Consider the following 22195-nt stretch of genomic DNA (forward strand, 5'->3'; position numbering starts at 1 on the left):
CTAATTGTGTAAAAATAAGGTGTGAATATGTGGTGGTTATACTTAATAATAGGAATAATTATAGTTATAATTCTTTTAGTTATAATGGGTTTATATAATGGTCTTGTTGGTGCAAGGAATAAGGTTAAAAATGGATGGGCTCAAATTGATGTTCAATTGAAAAGGAGGATAGATTTAGTTCCAAATCTAGTTGAAACTGTTAAAGGTTATGCAAGTCATGAAAAAACTGTATTCACTGATATTACTGAAGCAAGATCTAATTTAATGAATGCTGATTCTGTTAAAAAAGCTGAAGATGCTAATAATCAATTGACTGAAGCTATTAAATCTCTTTTTGCGGTAGCTGAAAATTATCCTGATTTGAAAGCTAGTCAAAATTTCCAAGATTTACAGATGCAATTATCTGAAACTGAAGATAAAATAGCATATTCTCGTCAGTTTTATAATGATACTGTTTTGATGTATAATAATAAGTGTCAGATGTTTCCATCAAATTTGATTGCTTCTTTATTCCATTTTAATGAAGCTGATTTCTTTGAAGCTAATGAATCTGATAAGGCAACTCCATCTGTTAAATTTTAGTATTTTTGATAAAGAGGTTTTTATCTATGGATAAAAAATCACTAATTCTTATATTTTTATTAGCTTTTATTTCTTTAGCTATTTTCACTAGTGTTAACTTTGCAGAGGATGGAGATAGAAGTTATTCTGTTCCATTTGCGAATATTAATTTGTATATTCAAGAAAATGGTAGTATTCATGTAGTTGAAACATTACACTATTCTTTTTCTGGAACTTATCGTGGGGTTAATAGGTATATTCCCTTGAAAACTGGAGAATCAATTGAAAATCTTAAAATAACTACGAAAGGTGCTTATTCTACATTTAATTCTAGTAGAAATGGTGATCAGGAAGATATAACTGTTTATTTATATTCAAATTCTGAAAAAACAATTCCTATTACTAATAAAAACGTTGAAGTAACTTATGAGTATGATTTTTTAAATGTTATCAATTTATACAATGATGGAGCTACTCTTCATTATACTTTATGGGGAAGTGGATGGGACTTTAATTTAGGTAAACTCAATACATATGTTCATTTAAACAATAACACGGGGGTAAAATATTGGTTGAACCCTTCTGACTTAGTTTTAAATGATAATTGGGATGGAAATACTGTTAGATCTACTTCTAATCCGATAAATTCTGGAGATCTTCTTGAATTAAGGATGGTTTTACCTAAAAATTATTTTAATGATCCAGCTTATGCTAAAATTAATGAAGGAAATGGTGTAGCTAGCTTTGAAAATATACAAAAGGAATATGAAGATGGAATAAATTTTTTTGGAGTATTTTATAATGTTTTAGCTATACTCATGATTCTAATAGCTATTATTCCTGTTTTTATATACTTCAAATATGGAAGAGAACCTAAAATCACATATCAAGGGATTTATGAACATGAGCCTCCTACTAAAGAATCTCCTGCTTTTGTAAATGCATTATATAAGGGTAATGTTGGTTCTGTAGATATGAATGCTTTTAAAGCTACGATTTTAAATTTAGTAAACAAAAAATATATTAAAATGGAAAATTTTGATGATAATTATTCTGCTAAATCAAAAAATGAAGATGAATCAAACAGTCCTTCTATAATTTTTGATGATAGTTTAGATAAGTCAAATCTTGAAAATTCCGAAAAAAGAGCTTTTGATGTTTTAAAAGTATTTGCAGATAATCAAAATAAGCTTGATTTACATAAGTTTGAAAATGATATGAAAGATGAGTTTCATGCTAAAAAGTTCAGAGAGTATTTCAAAACTTGGTCTAGTGATGTTGAATATGAAGCAAATAGTGGTATTGAAAAACTCTTTATTTCTAAAGGATATGATCTAGCTCGTATAGTAGGATTTATAGGAATTGCTTTATCAGGATTATTATTATTTTTAATATTAACTGGTTTTATACCATTTAACTTTGTTGAATCTTTAAGTAATTTATTTTATGCTTCAATTTTCTTGATTATAGTTTCTATTATAACTGTAATTTTACCTAATCATATTTTTGGGCGTTGGACTATTGAAGGTAGGGAAAATGAAGAAAAGTGGAATAATTTTAAAAAATATTTAAATGATTTTAGTTTGATTAAAGAACACCCTCCAAGTTCTATTGCCATATGGAATAAATATTTAGTTTATGCAACTGCATTAGGTGTTGCAAAATCTGTTCAAAAAGCTATGGAGAAATTAATACCTGGAGAAGTTTTGGATTCTAGTGATGGCTATATCTTTTATAGTTATGGTGGTACATACTTATTGTTTTCAAGCTTTGATTCTGGAATATCCACAGCTAATTCCGCTGATTCCAATTCTGGTGGAGGAGGAGGCTTTGGTGGAGGCTCTGGTGGTGGAGGTGGTGGGGCATTTTAATGTTCCCTCATTTTCTTAATCAATCTTTAATTATTTATTTTTAATGTATTTAGTATTATTTGTAATGTGTATTGTATTAATTATAATGCTATTGTTAGTTATAGTATATTTGGAGATAATATGTGGAATGATTTTGGAGAATATATAGTTAGTTATTGTAATAAGATTAATGATAAATATGAGGATTCTAACTGTAAAATTATTGAAATAGCTATTGGAAAATTCTTTGGAGTTTCAAATTATCTTATCAATTGTTCTAATTGTAGTAATATAAATTTTATAGCGACTGATATTAATCCTTCAAATAAAAATATTCTTTTTGATGATATTAGAAATCCTAATATGGATATTTACCGTGGAGCTGATTTAATATATTCTATTCGCCCTCCACAAGAAATTCAACCTTATATTGAGAATATTTCATCTGAAATTGGTGCTGATCTGATTGTTAAACCTTTATTCAATGAAGATTTAAATTTAAATTTAAAAATGAGGCTTGTTAACTTTAAAAAAGCTATTTTTTATGAAAGTAAAAGTATTCAAGATATAAAAACAAAACATTAACTTTTTATTATATTATTAGCTTTAATATGCTTATTAATAATTCTAAAAATATTTTTAGTAATATATTTTACAATACTTTTAGTAATATATTTAAAATACTTTTAGTAATATTTTTAATAATATCTTTAATAGTATCTTTAATACTATTTTTAATAATATTTTTATTATTATCTTTTATTATTATTTTTTATAATATTTTTCAATAATCTTAAATAATCTTAAATAATTTTAATATTCTAATATTCTAATATTTTTAATATTTTTTATTATTATTTTATTATTATTTTCATTGTTATTTTTAATATTACTTTTATTGTTATTTTTATTATTATTTCTTATTTTTAACTTTTAAATTATAAAAATATAAAAACTATAAAAATCAATATGTATAAGCATAATTATTAATAAATATGAATAATCATAATTATTTAATTAATTTTATTTTAATAAATAATTATTCTTTATTTGTTGTTAATCGGAGATATAGTGGTTTAATTATATAATATATTAGTTTAATTATACAATATACTAATTAATAATATAATAAAGTAATTATGATAAAGTAATTATTAATTATATATTAAATTATATGGATATAGCAATTTAATTTATATTTTATTATAAGGAATAAGGGATTTAATGACTAGTTTAGATAAGATTTTTAAAAAATATGAAACTGGTGCTAATGGTTTAACTCATGATGAAGCTAATATTCGTTTAGCTAAATATGGTAAGAATGAATTAGAGGAAGATGAAAAGGATCATCCTATTAAACTATTTTTTATGCAGTTTGTAGATATATTAATTGCTCTTTTAATAGTAGCAGCTATAGCAGCATTTTTTGTAGGAGAAGTTGTTGATTCTATAGTAATTCTAATAGTTGTAATATTAAACGCGGTTATTGGATTTATTCAAGAATATCGTGCTGAAAAAGCTATGGAAAAATTAAAAAGTTTAGTATCTACAGAAGCAGTAGTAAAGCGAGATGGGGAATTTGAGAAAATATCTGGAACTGAACTTACTATTGGAGATATTGTTGTTGTGGAAGAAGGAGATAAGATTCCTGCAGACCTTATGATGATTGAAACATCTGATTTAAAGATAGATGAATCTTCTCTTACTGGAGAATCTTTACCTGTACTTAAAGACAGTAATAGTGATATCAGCTATAAAGGTAGTGGTGTTGAAGGTAATGAAGATGCTATTTTAAATATTGATAAAGGGTCTCATGATGAAAATGTAAGAAAGAGATTTTCTTATATGGATTCTAATGTTATCTCTGGTAGAGGTATGGGTATTGTAATAGCTATTGGTATGAATACTTCTATTGGTAAAATAGCTGAAATGATTCAGGATGAAGATACAAAAACACCATTACAAGAGAAAATAGCTAATTTAAGTAAAACACTAGGGCTTATAGCTGTTGTTGTTTGTGTACTTGTTTTTGCTTTACAATTTTTCCAAGGGCATGATCTTGTTTCAACATTCATGACTGCTGTTTCCTTAGCTGTTGCTGCTGTACCTGAAGGTCTTCCAGCCATTTTAACACTTACTCTTGCATTAGGAATGCAACAAATGGCTAAGTCTAATGCTGTTGTTAGAAAGCTTTTAGCTGTTGAGACTCTTGGGTCTTGTACTGTTGTTTGTACTGATAAAACTGGAACTCTTACCTTAAACAAGATGACTGTAAGGGATGCAAAGTTTACTAATGAGAAAAAAGCACTTGAAATTTGTGCTTTGTGTAATAATTCAAGTATTAAGGATGGAAAAATAATTGGAGATCCAACTGATGCAGCAATAATGTTGTATGGTGAAGATAATGGATATTTAAAATCTGATCTTGAAAATAATTATCCAAGAATTAAAGAAATCCCATTGGATAGTGTTAGAAAAAGAATGACTACTATTCATGAAAGAAGAGATAATAATGTTAATAATACTAATGTTTCAGATATAATCACCGATAATAATTTGTATGTTTTTAGTAAAGGTGCTCCAGAAATCATTTTAAGCTTATGTAAATATGTAGATAATGATGGAACTATTGAAATTCTTGATGATGAAACTAAGGAAACTATTAGTAATAATATCAAGGGGATGACAAGTTCAGCCCTTAGAGTTTTAGCACTTGCTTATAAAAAAGTTGAAAAAAATAATAATTATAAAGTTAGTGATAAAGATATTGATCTTGGTAATGATAGTATTAACAACTTAATTGAAGATCCTGATGAGGTTGAAAAAGACCTTATATTTGTTGGTTTAGCTGGAATGATGGATCCTCCAAGACAAGAAGCTAAAGATGCAGTCGCATCATGTAAAACAGCTGGAATAAAAGTTGTAATGATTACAGGAGATCATCAATCTACAGCATCATCAATCGCACGAGAAATTGGGATTTTCACTGATGGAAAAGTTTTAACTGGTGCAGAACTTGATAAACTTGATGAAAATCAGTTTATGGATGTAGTACAAGATGTTCAAGTATATGCTAGAGTATATCCAGAACAAAAAGTTAGAATTGTTGAAGCTCTTCAAAAACATAAGAATGTTGTTTCAATGACTGGTGATGGGGTGAATGATGCTCCTGCACTTAAAAAAGCTTCAATTGGAGTAGCTATGGGAAGTGGAACTGATGTTTCAAAAGAATCATCTGATATGATTATTCAAGATGATAACTTTGCAACTATTGTTCAAGCTATTAAAGAAGGAAGGAAAATATTCGATAATATAAAACGTTTTGTTAAGTTCCAAGTTTCAACAAATGTTGGAGCTATCTTAACAATTGTTTCTGCATCTTTACTTAGCTTACCAATCCCATTCAACCCTATTCAGATTCTTTGGATAAACATTATAATGGATGGACCTCCTGCTCAATCACTTGGTACAGAAGGTGCTGAAGAGAATATAATGAATAGAGCACCAGAAAAAGGAAACATATTAAACAAAAACACCCTCACTAGGATAATTATTGCAGGTGTTGTAATGGCCGTTGGTACTTTAGCTCTTTATTTCTATGAATTGAGTTCTACTGATGGAAATATAAAAATAGCAACTACTGTTGCTTTTACAGTATTTGTAATGTATCAACTATTCAATGCAATCAACAATAGGGCAAATTCAAATGAGAAAAATAACTTTTTCTGGATAGCTATTTCAATTTCATTTTTATTACAACTCTTAGTAATTTATTTACCTTATTTACAAGGAATTTTCAGAACAACTGCAATAGGTATTATCGAATGGATACTAATTGTAATTGTAGCTGCCACCATTCTTGTTTCTGAGAAAATTTTGAATAGATTTATGACTAAAAATTAATATATATATAATAGGAATGTTTAATTTATGGGGAATATAATGAATAATAATTCATATAGGCTAAGAATTTTTTTAATGGGTGGAACAAAAGATTCTATTAATATAATTAAATTTCTAAGACATGAATATTCTTCTAAATATTCTCCTTATATTTTAACTACAACTACTACTGATTATGGTGCTAAATTAGCTAAAGATGCAGGTTCGAATCAGGTAATAGGTAAGCCTTTACCTAAAGAAGAAATACTTAATATTATCACTGATCTTAATAGTAATAATAACAAGAATACAGATAGTAATATTATTAATAATAACTTTAATAATAGTAATATTATTAATAATAAAAATAATACTAATACTATCAATATCAATAATAACATTAATAATAATAAGTATACTGATATTAATAATAAAAATAATGCTAGTAGTGATATTAATAATAGTAATATAAATAATAATTTTAATAATACTAATAATATTCATAATAATTTTAATGTTTTTATTGATGCAACTCACCCATTTGCATCTAATGTTACATCAACTGCAATAGAGTGTTCTAAAATAGCTAAGATTCCTTACATACGTTTTGAAAGGCCCGATGTTGATTATTCAGAATTTAAGGATTCAATAATATTTGTTGATTCTTTTGAAGAAACAGGAAAATTACTCTCTAATGATTTCAAATCTAAAAATATCCTTCATTTAGCAGGTGTAAATACTATTGAAACAGTTTTAAAATATGGTAAACTAGACTTAAAAAACTTTTTTGTAAGAGTTCTTCCAGTTAAATCTTCTATTGAAAAATGTAACTTTCTTGGAATTAATGGTGAGAATATAATAGCAATGCAGGGAGTGTTTTCAAAAGAGTTTAATAAATCATTAATGAAAGAATTAGATGTTGATGTTATTATTACTAAAGAAAGTGGTGAAATTGGTGGTGCTCCTTCAAAAATAGAAGCTGCACATGAACTAGGAATTGATGTTATATTAGTAAACAGACCTAAGATTAATAATTTAGATTCTAAAAATATTGTGAATAATTTATCTGAATTAAAAATATTTTTGGATTCATTATAATTCTTAATAACCTCTAAATCAATTATTTCATTTATTGGCTAAGCTTTTTAAGTATTTTTTTTGCATAAATTTTCAATTTTTTAACTTTTTTATAGGCTTGTTTTTTGTAGTGAATGCTTACTTTTATATATGATGTCAATATAATAATATAATTGTTATTGTACTGAATGAAATTTATATAATAATGATGAGGTTTTTGTTTGAGACATTTATTTATTATATTTTGTCTTTGATAGGATGATGAATCTCTTTCTTTTTTTATTTTCTTTAAAAAGAGATTGTTTGCTTTGATAAAATTATATTAAATTTATGTTTTGTTTTTCATTAATTTATTCATTAATATTTTCTTAATAAAAGAATTATTAATAAAAGAAAGGTGAGAAGATTCTAATTAAAAAATAAATGCTCATGTTTTTAGTTATTGATGTGAATTCAATAGAATGTATTGACAATAGTATTTCCTTAAAATAATAGATAAAGATACACATTGATAAAAACACTCTATGATACTTTATATGGTATTTAATATAAAAATAAGGGGCTTGAAGAAACCATCAACCATACAATAGCGAATTAAATAGTATTAAACATAAAATAGATAATCGGATGATATATGAGGTAATCAAATGAGAAAATTGTATATAATTATAGGAATTATAGTTATAATTGGAATAGTAGCCATTGGATCAATAGCTTTCATCTTTAACTCTATAATGAGTGGGGCTGATACTTCTGATTGGGTAGATAAAGATCTTGCAGAGTTAAAGTTTAAACTACCACAAAATCTCGGCAATGGTGAAATTTATGAAGATAATGATACTGAAAATGGAAATATAGAACATATTTATGAAGTTGCAGATAAGAAATTCATAATACAAGTTTTTAAAAATGATGAAGATTCATCTTTGTGGGATGAAAATCTTGCTTCTCTTAGAAAGGAAAGCGCAGATACAGAAAGTTTCACGATAAATGAAAACCATTTAGAAATTTTTTCAAATGTCGAAGGTGATGAATTAAATTATGCTTTATTCAATGCAGGAGACAATAAAGTAATTATATCCTATCCAGATGATATAAGCATTCCTGTAATTAAATCTATTGCATACTCTTTCTTTGATCTTAATAAATAGAATAATATCTTTTTTTAGAAAGTCGATTATTAAATGGACTTCCACTTTCTTTTTTTGATATATTCTTTATTAATATCTTTAATTTATCTTTAATTTATATATTAAGGTTTATTAATCTTTTATATAATTATTATGCAATTTATTCTAATATAGAACTTTTTTATTTTAATTAATACAGTAAATAATTATTTTATATTATTATTATTATTATTATTATTATTTTTGAAGAAGTAAGATTTAATAACCATTTTGGTATTTAAACATTCAAAATTATACTTGTTTTAAATTGTACTAATGATAATGCCGATTTTAAAAAATTACATGTGAAAATAGTGGTTTATGGTAATAATAATCATAATAATCTTTTTGGGGAATATTCTACTGACTTAATTCCTGTGAATATTTTAGATAGTGAAAACAATATAACTTTAGCTATTGGTGAATTATGGATTAACCAATAAATAACAACCCACCAATATTGACAATCCATAACAGGCTTTACTAGGAAATAAACTGATGTAACTCTTAATGGCAGTGATTTTAGTGTTAATCGCAAGTCTTGGTTTATTAGCTCGTAAATAATAAAATATAAATTGTTTTAGTTTTGTTTTAATTATTCTACCAAAAATTTTTTTAAAAGTAGTATTCAATAATTTGAAAATATGAATTAGTTATAAAAATAAATTATTATAAAAATAGTAAATTATCATAATAAATATAAACATAAAAAGAACATCAAAAGATGTTACTTTTTATATTTGGTGTTTGATCGAATCCGCCTTTCAATCTACAACTAGTAAATTACATATAAAACTATGAAAATTCATCTGATAAATAACTCTTATAAAATTCATCTTTTTAATAGTTTTATTAACAATGTAACTTAACTTCACTTCTTTTATTAATTGTGCATACTATATAAAGGTTTTGGTTTATTTTTAAAAAAAACCATTGATTTGTGCTCTTTTTAAGAAATAAAGAAGCATTAAAAGGAATTGGATTAACTATATTAACATCTCAAAGATTTATACTTTATTTCAGCTAAATCAGCATGACTATGACATATTCTATAAAATAAGACCTTATCTAACCTTTTAATAATTCTAAATTTTATTTTAAAAATCTTTTTTTTATTAATTCATCTCTTAAAAGTTATTATAAGTATCAATAGAATTTTTTTCATGTAAAAAATCTGTTAATACTCTTTATTTTTTCATTAACCTTCTTTTTACTGTATTAATCTTTTTAATTCTTTTTTAAAATATTTTTATTTAAATTAACATAAAAAATAATTTTTTATTATCCTGAAATTTTTAACCCAACTATTCCACCTATTACTAACATTATGCAGAATATTCTAATCATTGATTTAGTTTCGCCTAAAAAAACCATTCCTATAACAGCTACTCCAACAGCACCAATAGCTGTCCATACAGCATATGCAGTTCCTATTGGTATATATTTCAATGCTAGGGAAAGGAAAAATAAGCTTAAAACCATAATGATAACGGTTGTTATAGACATTAAAACATTTGTAAAACCTTCTGAGAATTTAAGAGATATTGCCCATCCAATCTCTGAGATTCCTGCTATAATAAGAAATATCCAAGGATTCATACTTTCAAATTATATACATTTGTGTATATAAAATTTTGTATAATTTTAGAATTTTACGGAGTTCATATTCTATTTTTATATTTTCATATTTTTTTTTGACTTTATTTTTCATATTTTGTTTTTATCTTTATATTTTATTTTTATCCTTATTTTTTATGTTTTGCTTTTATTTTTTTATTTCCTTTATATTTCACAATAATTAAATATTATAACATAAACATATTTTATTAAATTACAATAATTTACAATATTATGAATAACTTAATATTATGAATAATTTTTATTATGAACTTTAATTTAATTTGTTTTGAGTTTTATGATAATCAGAGAATTTCGTCCAAAGGATTTGTTTAGAGTTTATGAAATTCAGGAAATATCCATTCCTAATCCTTATAATATGGATATACTTAGAAAACTTTTTGATTTTGGAGCAGGCTTTTTAGTTGCTCAAGTTAAGGAAAATATAGTTGGTTATATTATATTTTGGATTGTTGAAGAGAATAGAGGCCATATAATCTCCTTAGCTGTAGATCCCGATTACAAAAGACAAAAAGTAGGTTCAAGATTAATTAATACTGCTATTGCTACATTTTTAAAGTTTGATATATTTATAATAACTTTAGAGGTAAATGCTGAAAATAAAGAAGCTTTAGATTTTTATCAGTCTATTGGGTTTAAAATAAATAAAAAAGTATCAAATTACTATGAAGATGGAGCTGATGCTTATAAAATGTCATTTAATTTTTTTGATGGTTATTAATTAAATTTTTTATAGTACTTAATTCATTATCTAAAATTTTATTTTTATACTTTTTTTATACTTTTTTATAATTTTTTATAATTCTTATAATTATTTTTATAATTAATTCATATTTTTTATTTATAATTAACTTTAACCTATTTTTTATTTTTTATAATTATTTTATACTTATTTTTATAATTATTTTTTATAATTAAATTTAATTAATATTAATATCATAATTTATATTGTTGATTTATGTATAATTTTTTTATCATAAGTTTTAAATATCTTCTTATCTTATTTAATAAAGGAGCTTTAAAAAGTTTAAATAATTTTATAAATTTAAATATTAATGGAATTTTTTAATATTCTAATATTATATTTAATATGTATTTTTAATATTACAAGAATAGTTAATATTACATAAACTAATTATATTACATATAGTTAATATTACACAAATAGGCTATATTAGATAAGCAATGTTTTTATATTCAATATTTTATAGTCAATTTATAGTTAATACATTTATATTTTGATATGGTGATTTAATGGAAAAGGGAGAAAAAACAAAGGATAAATCTACTGCAAAAATAGCTTTAGAGGATGGAACGATAATTAAAGGTGAAGGATTTGGTCATGAAACAACTGCAACTGGTGAAATTGTTTTCACGACTGGTATGACTGGTTATGTTGAAGGATTAACTGATCCTTCTTTTAAAGGCCAAATAATGATGTCAACATATCCTCTTCAAGGAAATTATGGTGTTAGTGATGATTGGTATCAATCTGGAAAAATCCAAGTAGAAGGATACATTGTAAGAGAAGTCTGCAAAGAACCTTCTATATACTCTTCACAAAAAACATTAGATGAGTTCTTAAAAGAATATAAAATTCCAGGTATTAGTGGAATTGATACAAGAGATTTAACCATAAAAATCCGTGAAAAAGGAGCTATGAAATGTGCAATATCTACTGAAGAAATTGATGATAGTGAGCTTATTGCTCAGGCAAAGAATCAATTAAGTATTGTAGATATGGATTTAGTTCCACAAGTTTCAACTAAAGAGATAGTTACATTTGGTGATAATTTCAAACAAAAGGCAGCTTTAATTGATTGTGGTGTTAAGAAAAATATTATTGAGGGATTTCTAAAAAAAGATATTGGTGTGGTTCTTTTCCCATATAATTCAGATTATAAAACAATATTGGATTATGATATAGATGGGTTAATGATTTCTTGTGGTCCTGGAAACCCAGAAAGGCTTACTGAAACAATAGAAAATGTACAGAAGTTGTCCAACCGTCTTCCTATTTTTGGTATTTGTATGGGTCAACAGGTTATAGCTAAATCTTTTGGAGCTAAAATTTATAAGATGAAGTTTGGTCATAGAGGGTCTAATCAACCAGTTAAGGATTTAACATCAGGTAAAGTTTTTATAACTTCTCAAAATCATGGATTTAGTATTGATAAGGAATCATTAAAAGATACTCCTTTGAAATTGACTCAAATTAATCTTAATGATAATACTCCTGAGGGCTTTTCACATGAAGAGTTACCATTAAATTGTGTTCAGTACCATCCTGAAGCTGGACCTGGTCCAAATGATACTAACTTTGTATTTGATAAATTTAAAAAGATGATGGATGATTATTAGTAATGAATGAGGATTATAGATGCCAATTGATAAAGATATTAAAAAAGTACTTATAATAGGTTCAGGGCCAATTCAGATAGGTCAAGCAGCGGAATTTGATTATTCGGGTTCACAAGCTTGTAAATCAATAAAAGAAGAAGGGATTGAAACTGTACTAATTAATAGTAATCCTGCTACAATTCAAACTGATATGGATATGGCAGATAAAGTTTATGTTGAACCTTTAACTCCTGAAATTGTAGCTAAGATTATTGAAAAAGAGCAAGTTGATGCTATTTTGCCTACTATGGGTGGACAAACTGGATTAAATATAGCTACTGGATTGGATGAAATTGGAGCATTAGGTGGAGTAAAAGTAATAGGTTCATCAGTTAAAACAATTAAAGATGTTGAGGATAGAGATTTATTTGGAAATTTCATGAATAAACTTAATGAACCAATTCCTAAATGTCGGGCTGTTGAATCTATTGATGAAGCTATTGAGGCAGTTAAAAATATAGGATATCCTGTAATCGTAAGGCCTGCTTTCACTTTAGGGGGCACTGGTGGTGGTGTAGCTAATAATAAGGAAGAACTTATTGATATTGCTTCTCATGGTTTAGATATGAGTTTCATTGGTCAAGTTCTTATTGATGAATCTGTTCTTGGTTGGAAAGAATTTGAATATGAAGTTATGAGAGATAAAAACGATACTTGTATTATCATATGTAGTATGGAAAATATTGATCCAATGGGAATTCATACTGGTGAAAGTGTTGTTGTAGCTCCTGCTCAAAATTTAAATGATATTGAAGCTCAAAGTTTACGTGATGCATCTATAAAAATAATAAGGGCATTAGGTATTGAAGGTGGATGTAATATTCAATTTGCTGTTAATCCTGAAACAAGCGAATATAAAGTTATTGAAGTTAATCCAAGGGTAAGTAGAAGTAGTGCATTGGCATCTAAAGCTACTGGCTATCCTATTGCTAAGATATCCTCTAAAATAGCTATTGGAATGACTCTTGATGAAATTCAAAATGATATTACAAAAGAAACACCTGCATCTTTTGAACCAACTATTGATTATGTTGTATCTAAAGTTCCTAGATGGCCTTTTGATAAATTTAAAGGAATTAATAGGAAAATTGGAGTTCAAATGAAGTCTACTGGTGAAGTAATGTCTATAGGAAGGACTATTGAAGAAGCACTTCATAAAGCTATTCGTTCTCTTGATACTGGTTTTTTTGGGTTTGAAGAAATTGATTTCAGTAAGGATGACTTGAAAAATCCTACTGATGAACGTTTATTCCAAGTTTATGCAGCACTTAAAATGGGTATGCCTGTAAGTAAAATCCATAGTCTTACTAATATTGATACATTTTTCTTAAATAAAATTAAAAATATTGTTGACTTTGAAGAAAAAATTAATAAAGAATCTTTAAAGGATAAAGAACTGTTTTTAGAAGCTAAAAAAATGGGTTTTTCAAATTCAACATTGGCTGAAATAGCAAAGATTAGTGATGAGGAATTTGAAAAAATAACCAATGTTCATAATATTAAACCTTGTTATAAGATGGTTGATACTTGTGCAGCTGAATTTGAAGCTAAAACTCCTTATTATTATAGTAGTTATGATGGTGTGGATTATGATGGTGGAGATGAACTTCAAGTTTCAGATAATCGTAAGATAATAATACTTGGTGCAGGTCCAATTAGAATAGGTCAAGGTATCGAGTTTGATTATTGTTGTGTTCATTCTAGTTTAGCTCTTAAAGAAGAAGGTATTGAAACTATAATTATTAATAATAATCCTGAAACTGTAAGTACTGATTATGATATTTCTGATAAGCTTTTCTTTGAGCCATTAACATTTGAAGATGTAATGGCTATTATTGAAAAAGAAAAACCAGAAGGCGTTTTGGTTCAATTTGGTGGACAAACTTCTATCAACTTAGCTGTTCCTTTAGCTAATGCTGGTGTAAAGATTCTTGGAACTCCTTATGAGAGTATTGATAGGGTTGAAGATAGGGAAAGGTTTACTGAAGTTTTAAACAAACTTAATATTCCTCAAGCTCCTTATGGATTAGCTATGTCCTTTGATGATGCAAGAGATGCTGCTAAAGACATAGGTTTCCCAGTTCTTGTTCGTCCATCTTATGTTATTGGTGGAAGAGCTATGGAAATTGTTTATGATGATTATGAACTCAAAGAATATATGGAAGAAGCTGTAAAAGTATCTCCAGAACATCCGATCCTTGTGGATAAATTCTTAGAAGGTGCAATCGAAGTTGATGTTGATATTCTCTCAGATGGTGATGATGTATTTATTGGAGGAATAATGGAACACATCGAAGAAGCAGGAGTTCATTCTGGTGATTCTGCTTGCGTAATACCTCCTCAAACTATTCCAGAAGATGTTTTAGATGTTATTCGTGACTATTCTCGTAAATTAGCTATTGAACTTGATGTTATTGGATTAATGAATATACAATATGCAGTAAAACTTGATGAAAAGGATGAATCTTGTAAAAATAAAGGTAAGGTCTACATTATTGAAGCAAATCCAAGAGCAAGTAGGACTATTCCATTTGTAAGTAAAGCTATTGGTAAACCTTTAGCTAAAATAGCATCAAAGTTAGTCATTGGTAAAAAATTAAAAGACTTTGGATTAACTGATGAAATTAAGATTAATCATGTGGCTGTAAAAGAATCTGTTTTCCCATTTTTAAAACTTCCTGAAGCTGATGCAGTACTTGGACCTGAAATGAAATCTACAGGAGAAAGTATGGGTATAGATGAAAATTTTGGGCTTGCTTTTTATAAATCACAGCTTTCAGCTAATATGGACCTTCCAAAAGAAGGAACTATATTTATTAGTGTAAGAGAAGAAGATAAATCTAAGATACAAGATATAGCTGAAAAGGCATCTAAATTAGGATTTAATTTAATAGCTACTCCTGGAACTGCAAGAGCAGTTGATGGTGTTGAAATTGAAGAGATTAGTAAAATAAGCCAGGATTCTCCTAATGTCAGCGATAAAATATTGTCTAAAGAGGTTGATTTGATTATTAATACTCCTTCTGGAAAATTATCTGCAGCAGATGGGTATAAAATTAGACGTTTAGCTATTGAACTTGGAATTCCTTATGTTACTACCTTAGCTGGAGCCAGAGCTGCTTTGAATGCTATTGAAGCTATTAAAAATAGTGAACTTAGAGTTAAATCTTTAAATGAATATATTGGAGAAAATTAAAATAGTTTATAATATTTTTACAATATTTCTATTTTTATTTTATTATTTTTTTTTTTTTTTTTTTAAAAAATTGATTACTCCTTTTAAATTGATTATTTTTTTATATTATTTTTATATTATTTTTCATTATTTTGAATAGATTTCCAGATGAATAATCATTTTTAATAGCTTTAAAACTATTTTTAAAATCAAAAATATATTTTTATCATTATTTTCTTGATTAATAGATATACAATTTTTATTATAGAAATAAAAAATTTACAAAAAATCACAAAATACTAAAAAAACCAGAGTATCAACGCCATTTAGGATAAATAGGAAATAAAAGAATAAAAAAGCTTTAAATGAAAAAATAGATATGTCATTGGTAGATGTGATTAGTTTGCACTTATGGAAAATTATATAACGTTTTCTAAATATATAATATAATGAGGTTCATAATTTGACTTAGATCAGTCAAAAATATGAGGGGTTTTTATGAATTTTATGAGGTATGATAAAAAAATTTTTTTAATATCATCTTTACTTATTTCTTTTATTTTCATTTTTAGTTTAGCTAGTGTTAGTGCAGCTGATTTTTATGTAAATGAAACAGGTGGAAATGATGGTAATGAAGGAACTATAGCTAGACCTTTAGAGAGTGTTAAAAAAGCAGTTGAGAAAACCAATGCTGAAAATGGGAACAATAAGATTATCATTAAAGGTGGAATTTATACTGGAACTAAAAACAATCAGATAGTTATCAATCGTAGTGTAGACATCTATAGTGCAAAATATTATTATAATGATAATAAGTATGGTGATGTTGTAATAGATGGAGGAAAAACTAATTGGTTGTTTAAAATTCAAAATAATGCTAATGTTAATTTTTATGGAATAAATTTTGTTAATGCGAATTCTAATGATCATGGTAGCGTTATTAATTCTTATACTAATAATAGTAACCTAACTATAAATAAATGTAGTTTTATAAACACTAATACTAATTCTAATAGTGGAAGTTATATTTATGGTGGTGTTATTTATATTTATGGTGGTAATTTAAATATTTTAAGTTCTAATTTTATAAATAACACTGTTAATGGCACTGTTGTTCATGGTGGTGTTATTTATGCTTCTAATTTTGTTAATTTTAAGATTTTAAATTCTAGTTTTATTAATAATACTATTAATGCTACTTCAATCAGTGGTACTGAGATTAAGGGTGGTGTTATTTATGTTAAAAATGTTAATAACTTTAATGTAAGTGGTTCTAGCTTTATAAATACTAGGGTTATTTGTAATACTATTTATGGTAGTGTTATTCATGTAGATAACCCTGTTAGTTTTGGTAATGTTACATATTCTAGATTTATAAATACTAATAGTAGTACTGGCAGTCATCAGATATATGGTAAGCTATATTGTGATTATAATTGGTGGGGAACTAATAATGTATTCAATGTAGCTAATCTTGCTAGTCCTGCTAAATTAAATAATTATTATACTATGAAAATTAGTAGTATTATATCTAATAATAGTCTTAGTGTTGGTGATAAGCTTAAATTTACCTATAGTTTTGTTTTAAATGGTACTGATGATAATGCTGGTGCAGCTAATAATTTCCCTTTCTTTGATGTTGATATTAATAATGATATCTTTTGGAAAAATATTGATGGTCGTTTAAGTGCTAGCTATAATATTCCTTTAACTTCTCTTAATAATTCTATTAACGCTATTCTTGATAAAGAAAATTCTACTATCCTTTATAATGCTAATAAAGCCACTACTAATATTGTGATTAGTGTTATATCTAGTGCTTATTATGGTCAAAATGTTATTTTTAAAGCTATTTTAAGTGATCAGGCTGGTAATTTATTAGGTGGAAAAACAGTTAAATTAAATATAGGGAGTTTAATACTTAATCTTAAGACTAATAGTAAAGGTGAAGCTTCTTATAGTTATTTAGCTAATAAATTTATTGGTTCTAAAAATATTATAGCTGATTTCACAGGAGATAGCTTATATAATGGTGTTAGTAAAAATATTACTTTGAATGTTGTTAAAGCTAAAACTACTATAGTTATTTCTAATTTCAAAGCTCTTTATAAGAAGTCTAATATAATTAAAGCTACTATTAAAGGTCAAAATGGTAAAGTTTTAGCTGGAAAAGTAGTTAAGTTATATATTAATGGTAAATATATTACTAAAGCTAAAAGTTCTAGTTCTGGGTTAGCTAGCTTCAAATATACTTTTAAAACAGGGAAAACTCATAAAATTATAGCTAATTTCACGGGAGATAGCTATTATTTAGCTAAAAATTCTCCTACTTTAAAAGTTATTCCTAAAAGTAAGACTTATACTAAGTTATCTAAATTCACTGCTAAATATGGTAAAATAGCTACTTTTAAAGCTACCCTTAAAAATACTGCTAATAAAGCTATGGTTAAAAAGTATATTAAGTTTTATGCTAATGGTAAGTATCTTGGTCAAGCTAAGACTAATTATAATGGTTTAGCCACACTTTCTAAGAAAATCAGTTTTAAAGGTTTAGTTAGTTTTATAGCTAAGTATTTTGGTGATAGTAAGAATCATGAGTCTAGTTATACTCAAAAAGTAACTATTAAATAGGGCTGTTTTCTTATTAATTAAAAATACTCTATTTTTTGATTTTTTTATTAATCTTTTTATATTTTTATTTTTAATAATTTTAATTATTTTAATTATTTTAATATTTTTAATATTTTTAATATTTTTTTATTATTTTATTAATAAAATAATAAATATTAGTTTAAACATACTATTTTTAATGATAACCATAGCTAATGGAACTGTTTTATGTGGTGCTGATTTAGTAGCTAAAAATACCAATGTCTTAATTGATGATGGAAAGATAATTGAAATATCTAAAGATGTTTATGAGGGAGAAATTATTGATGCTACAAATTCAATAGTTTGTCCTAGCTTTTTGAATGCACATACTCATATTGGAGATTCTATTATAAAGGATATTGGGGATGGAAAATCTATTGAGGAAATTGTAAAGCCTCCTAATGGATTAAAACATATAGCTCTTGAATCCTCTTCTAATGGGGATATTGTTAATGCCATGAAAGATTCAATGTTGGAAATGCTTCAAACTGGAACAACTCATTTCATTGATTATAGGGAAGGTGGAATTAATGGTGTTAAGCTACTTAAAAAGGCAGCTGAGGATATTCCAATTAATCCAATAGTTTTGGGTCGTGATGATAGTTTTTATGGTGATGGTCCTGATTTATCTAAGGTAAAGATAGCTATTCGTAAACTTTTAAAAATTTGTGATGGTATAGCTCCAAGTGGTTTTGGTGAGATAACAGAAGATGTAGCTACTTTGATTGTCACAGAATGTGAAAAACAAGGTAAAATATCATCTATTCATGCAGGAGAGTATGAATATCTTCAAACTGATTCTTTATCAAAAAATGGTAAAACTGAAATTCAAATGGCTATTGATTCTGGATTTAACCAATTAATTCATATTACATCTCCTTTAAAGAATGATTTAGATTTAATTAGAAGGAATAAAAGAAATATTGTACTTTGTCCTCGTTCCAATGGAGCTTTTTCACTTGGTATTCCTCCACTTTTTGAGATTTTAAAGAATGAAATTAAACCTCTTATTGGAACCGATAATATAATGATAAATTCACCTAATATTTTTAGAGAATTGGAATATACATTAAAGATAATGAGGGCTTTTTACAAGAATTACATATCTCCAAAAGAAATATTAAAAATGGCAACAACAAATGTATATTTAAATAATTCAAAATATGGTTCTAATAATAATTCAGATAATGATTTAAACAAAAATTTTAATGATTTTAGTATTTATAAAAAAATTAACAAATCTATAATTGATGAGAAAAATAATGTAGAACTATTTATATCAAAAAAAATATCAAAAAATCCATATTTAAGTTTAATTAATAGGTCAGAAACAAAAGATATAATATGTTTAATGAATAAAGATAAATTAATATATTATGATTAATAAATTTATTTATATCTATTGAGTTATTTAATTTTATGACAAATATTATATTAATATAATTAATATTATGAAATATTAATATAATTTTTTATAAACTGTCATTTTAGTGATATTGATATTAATAAAGAAAAACCATGTTAAAATATTTAATGATTAAGTTTAATATTTAATTGTGTTTAACAAGCATTAACGAGGGATAAAATGTATAAAAAAATATTATTGCCTACTGATGGTTCAAAATTTGCAGAAAAAGCAGAAAAACATGCTCTATTTCTTGCAGAAGCAAGTGGGGCAGAAATTATTGCTTTAAGTGTCGTTGAAACAAGCTTTTCTATTGGTCTTCCTTCTGATGATACAATATTCCAAATAAACCAGTTACTTAAGAAAGAAACTGAGAAAAATCTTCAAAAAGTAGAAAAAATGAAAGAAGAGTGTGCTAGCGATGTTAAAATAACTTTAAAAGTAGATGAAGGTTCTCCTGCTGAAGTTATTTTAGAAACTATTGAAAAAGAAGATATAGACTTAGTTGTAATGGGTAGTTCTGGAAAAACTGGCTTTGATAGGTTTATTATGGGTAGTGTAGCTGAAAAAGTTGTTAAAGCTGCAGAATGCTCAGTTCTTGTTGTTTATTAGTAGTATTGCAATGTGTTAACCTATTTAAATATAATAAGATATTATTTATATTATTATACTACTATATTATTAATTGTGTTTGAGTAATTTTAATATATTATTTGAATAAGTTTAATAAATTTTTAAAATTTTCTATTAAGTTTTTAAAAAACCTTATGGATAAATATTATAGATAACTATCATAAATAAATCTTATAAATAAATTTTATAGATAAATATTATAGATAACTATCATAAATGAATCTTATAAATAAATCTTATAGATAAATATTATAAATTTTATAAATATTTAGATTAATACAATTTTTGATTTAATTTGGTGTTTTTTAATTGGTGTTTTGAATGTTGATTAAGGATATAGTTTCTAAAGATCCTATTCATGTTTCTGTCCCGGGAAATCGTGAAAAAGCTTTGGAACTTATGAGAAAAAAGAAAATTTCGGGTTTACCTGTTACTAAAGAAGGAACTAATCAATTAGTAGGAATATTGACTAGGTCTGATCTTATTGGAAATCCTGATGAGGAACAAATAGCTCTTATAATGTCTAGAGATATTATTACTGCTGAATTGGATGATGATGTTGCTGAAACTGCTTCTAAAATGATAAAAAATAATATAAGGAGAGTTCCTGTTGTTAAAAATGGGAATTTAATTGGAATTGTAACTTCATCTGATATAGTATCTTTAGCTATCTCAGAAATGGACATAAATGTTCCTATTGAAGATTATATGATCAAAAATGTTCCAACTACTTGGGATCAGTCTCCTCTGAATGTAGCATTTGAAGTTATGAGATTTTTTAATCTTAAATGTGTTATTGCTTTAAATAATGATGCTAAAATGAGTGGGATTCTTACAGAAACAGATTTTATCAATGAAAGTGAAGTTGTATCTGAAACAAGTGTTCATAACTCTAGTGTTGGTACAGAAGGAGACAAATGGTCTTGGGATAGTACTAGTGTTCTTTATGTTGAAAAAAATCATCTTAAATTCTCTGATAAGGTTGTTAAAGATGTTTCAACTGTTAGAGTTACCACGGTTAATACTAAAACTAAAGTTTCTGACTGTGCTAAAAAAATGAGGATTGAACATATTGAACAAATTCCAGTTATTGGCATTGAAGGAAATTTAGTTGGATTAATAAGGGCTAATGATCTTCTTAAAGCTTTAACTGACTAAATATTTAATTTTTTAAGTATTTTAAACTTTATTCTATTTTTTATTTTTAATTTTTTTATTAATATTCCATCTAAATTTTTTTTAAATATTTTAAACTCTTTGTTTGAAAGATTAAGATTTAAGAGAGAGAGAGTTTGTCCCCAATTAACAATTTTCAGTTTAAAAGAAGCTATTTTGATTTTTTGGAATAATACAATATTTTGTTAATTGAGGACATATTTAGTGATATGATTATTCACGTGTTTAAGTATCACCATTATTAATATTGTTTTTATACTATATAAATATTTAGGTATGCCTAAACTTTATAATATTTAAAAATTTTAATCAATTAATATAAAAATATTTTATATGAATAATATTTATTAAAAATAATAGTATTAAAATAATAGATTTGATTCTATAAAAGAAGTTAATGTCCTCAATATATTCCTTGTTTTATATTTTGAAGGTTTTTACTCAGATTTTAGGAATATACTATAAAATAATGTGGGTTTTTATAGCTAATTGAGGACATTGATATCTTGTTTCAGTAGTATTTGTTTTGATATCAGCAATTATATTATTGTATTTAATATTATATATACTTTTCAAT

15 protein-coding genes are annotated in these 22195 nt (G+C 25.8%); 14 read left to right on the forward strand and 1 reads right to left on the reverse strand.

The genetic code is table 11. The features are described 5' to 3' along the window. Positions 1 to 27: 27 nt before the first annotated feature. From MarbSA_RS08605 to MarbSA_RS10450, 7 genes are all read left to right on the forward strand, one after another. Positions 28 to 582: a LemA family protein gene (locus tag MarbSA_RS08605; protein ID WP_042703279.1), complete on the forward strand. Its 555-nt coding sequence runs from the start codon at positions 28 to 30 to the stop codon at positions 580 to 582. A 26-nt stretch (positions 583 to 608) separates the two neighbouring features. Continuing rightward, entirely contained in the window at positions 609 to 2432 is a 1824-nt protein-coding gene (locus MarbSA_RS08610; RefSeq protein WP_221061414.1) for a DUF2207 domain-containing protein, read from the forward strand. Positions 2433 to 2552: 120 nt separating this feature from the next. After that, complete coding sequence (locus MarbSA_RS08615) at positions 2553 to 2996, forward strand: UPF0146 family protein (protein WP_221061415.1); 444 nt, start codon at positions 2553 to 2555, stop codon at positions 2994 to 2996. A 639-nt stretch (positions 2997 to 3635) separates the two neighbouring features. Next, positions 3636 to 6314, forward strand: coding sequence for a cation-translocating P-type ATPase (locus MarbSA_RS08620; RefSeq protein WP_221061416.1), 2679 nt, complete (start codon positions 3636 to 3638; stop codon positions 6312 to 6314). 39 nt (positions 6315 to 6353) lie between these two features. Beyond that, the gene (gene cobK, locus MarbSA_RS08625) at positions 6354 to 7391 is read left to right on the forward strand and encodes a precorrin-6A reductase (RefSeq protein WP_221061417.1); all 1038 of its coding nucleotides are present in this window, start codon (positions 6354 to 6356) and stop codon (positions 7389 to 7391) included. A gap of 626 nt (positions 7392 to 8017) precedes the next feature. Then, entirely contained in the window at positions 8018 to 8521 is a 504-nt protein-coding gene (locus tag MarbSA_RS08630; RefSeq protein WP_221061418.1) for a hypothetical protein, read from the forward strand. Positions 8522 to 8853: 332 nt separating this feature from the next. Beyond that, a complete protein-coding gene (locus tag MarbSA_RS10450; protein WP_280636255.1) occupies positions 8854 to 8982 on the forward strand; it encodes a hypothetical protein in 129 nt (42 codons plus the stop codon). Between the two features lie 838 nt (positions 8983 to 9820). Here MarbSA_RS10450 and MarbSA_RS08635 read toward each other — a convergent pair. Continuing rightward, positions 9821 to 10138, reverse strand: coding sequence for a DMT family transporter (locus MarbSA_RS08635; RefSeq protein WP_054835824.1), 318 nt, complete (start codon positions 10136 to 10138; stop codon positions 9821 to 9823). Between the two features lie 316 nt (positions 10139 to 10454). Between MarbSA_RS08635 and rimI the strand changes: the two genes are divergently transcribed. The 7 genes from rimI to MarbSA_RS08670 all read left to right on the forward strand — a co-directional run bounded on the left by rimI (position 10455) and on the right by MarbSA_RS08670 (position 21600). Further along, positions 10455 to 10898 (forward strand): ribosomal protein S18-alanine N-acetyltransferase, encoded by a 444-nt coding sequence (gene rimI, locus MarbSA_RS08640; RefSeq protein WP_054835825.1) that lies wholly within the window; start codon positions 10455 to 10457, stop codon positions 10896 to 10898. Positions 10899 to 11431: 533 nt separating this feature from the next. Then, positions 11432 to 12538 (forward strand): glutamine-hydrolyzing carbamoyl-phosphate synthase small subunit, encoded by a 1107-nt coding sequence (gene carA / locus MarbSA_RS08645; protein WP_054835104.1) that lies wholly within the window; start codon positions 11432 to 11434, stop codon positions 12536 to 12538. Between the two features lie 19 nt (positions 12539 to 12557). Continuing rightward, a complete protein-coding gene (gene carB, locus MarbSA_RS08650) occupies positions 12558 to 15773 on the forward strand; it encodes a carbamoyl-phosphate synthase large subunit (protein WP_221061419.1) in 3216 nt (1071 codons plus the stop codon). Between the two features lie 477 nt (positions 15774 to 16250). Next, positions 16251 to 18383: an Ig-like domain-containing protein gene (locus tag MarbSA_RS08655; RefSeq protein WP_221061420.1), complete on the forward strand. Its 2133-nt coding sequence runs from the start codon at positions 16251 to 16253 to the stop codon at positions 18381 to 18383. Between the two features lie 178 nt (positions 18384 to 18561). Then, positions 18562 to 19788: an amidohydrolase family protein gene (locus tag MarbSA_RS08660; protein ID WP_221061421.1), complete on the forward strand. Its 1227-nt coding sequence runs from the start codon at positions 18562 to 18564 to the stop codon at positions 19786 to 19788. A 201-nt stretch (positions 19789 to 19989) separates the two neighbouring features. Further along, entirely contained in the window at positions 19990 to 20421 is a 432-nt protein-coding gene (locus MarbSA_RS08665; RefSeq protein WP_042703298.1) for a universal stress protein, read from the forward strand. Between the two features lie 342 nt (positions 20422 to 20763). Beyond that, positions 20764 to 21600: a CBS domain-containing protein gene (locus MarbSA_RS08670; protein ID WP_042703300.1), complete on the forward strand. Its 837-nt coding sequence runs from the start codon at positions 20764 to 20766 to the stop codon at positions 21598 to 21600. Positions 21601 to 22195 lie beyond the last annotated feature (595 nt).

This window comes from Methanobrevibacter arboriphilus, from assembly GCF_019669925.1.
GTDB lineage: Archaea > Methanobacteriota > Methanobacteria > Methanobacteriales > Methanobacteriaceae > Methanobinarius > Methanobinarius arboriphilus_A.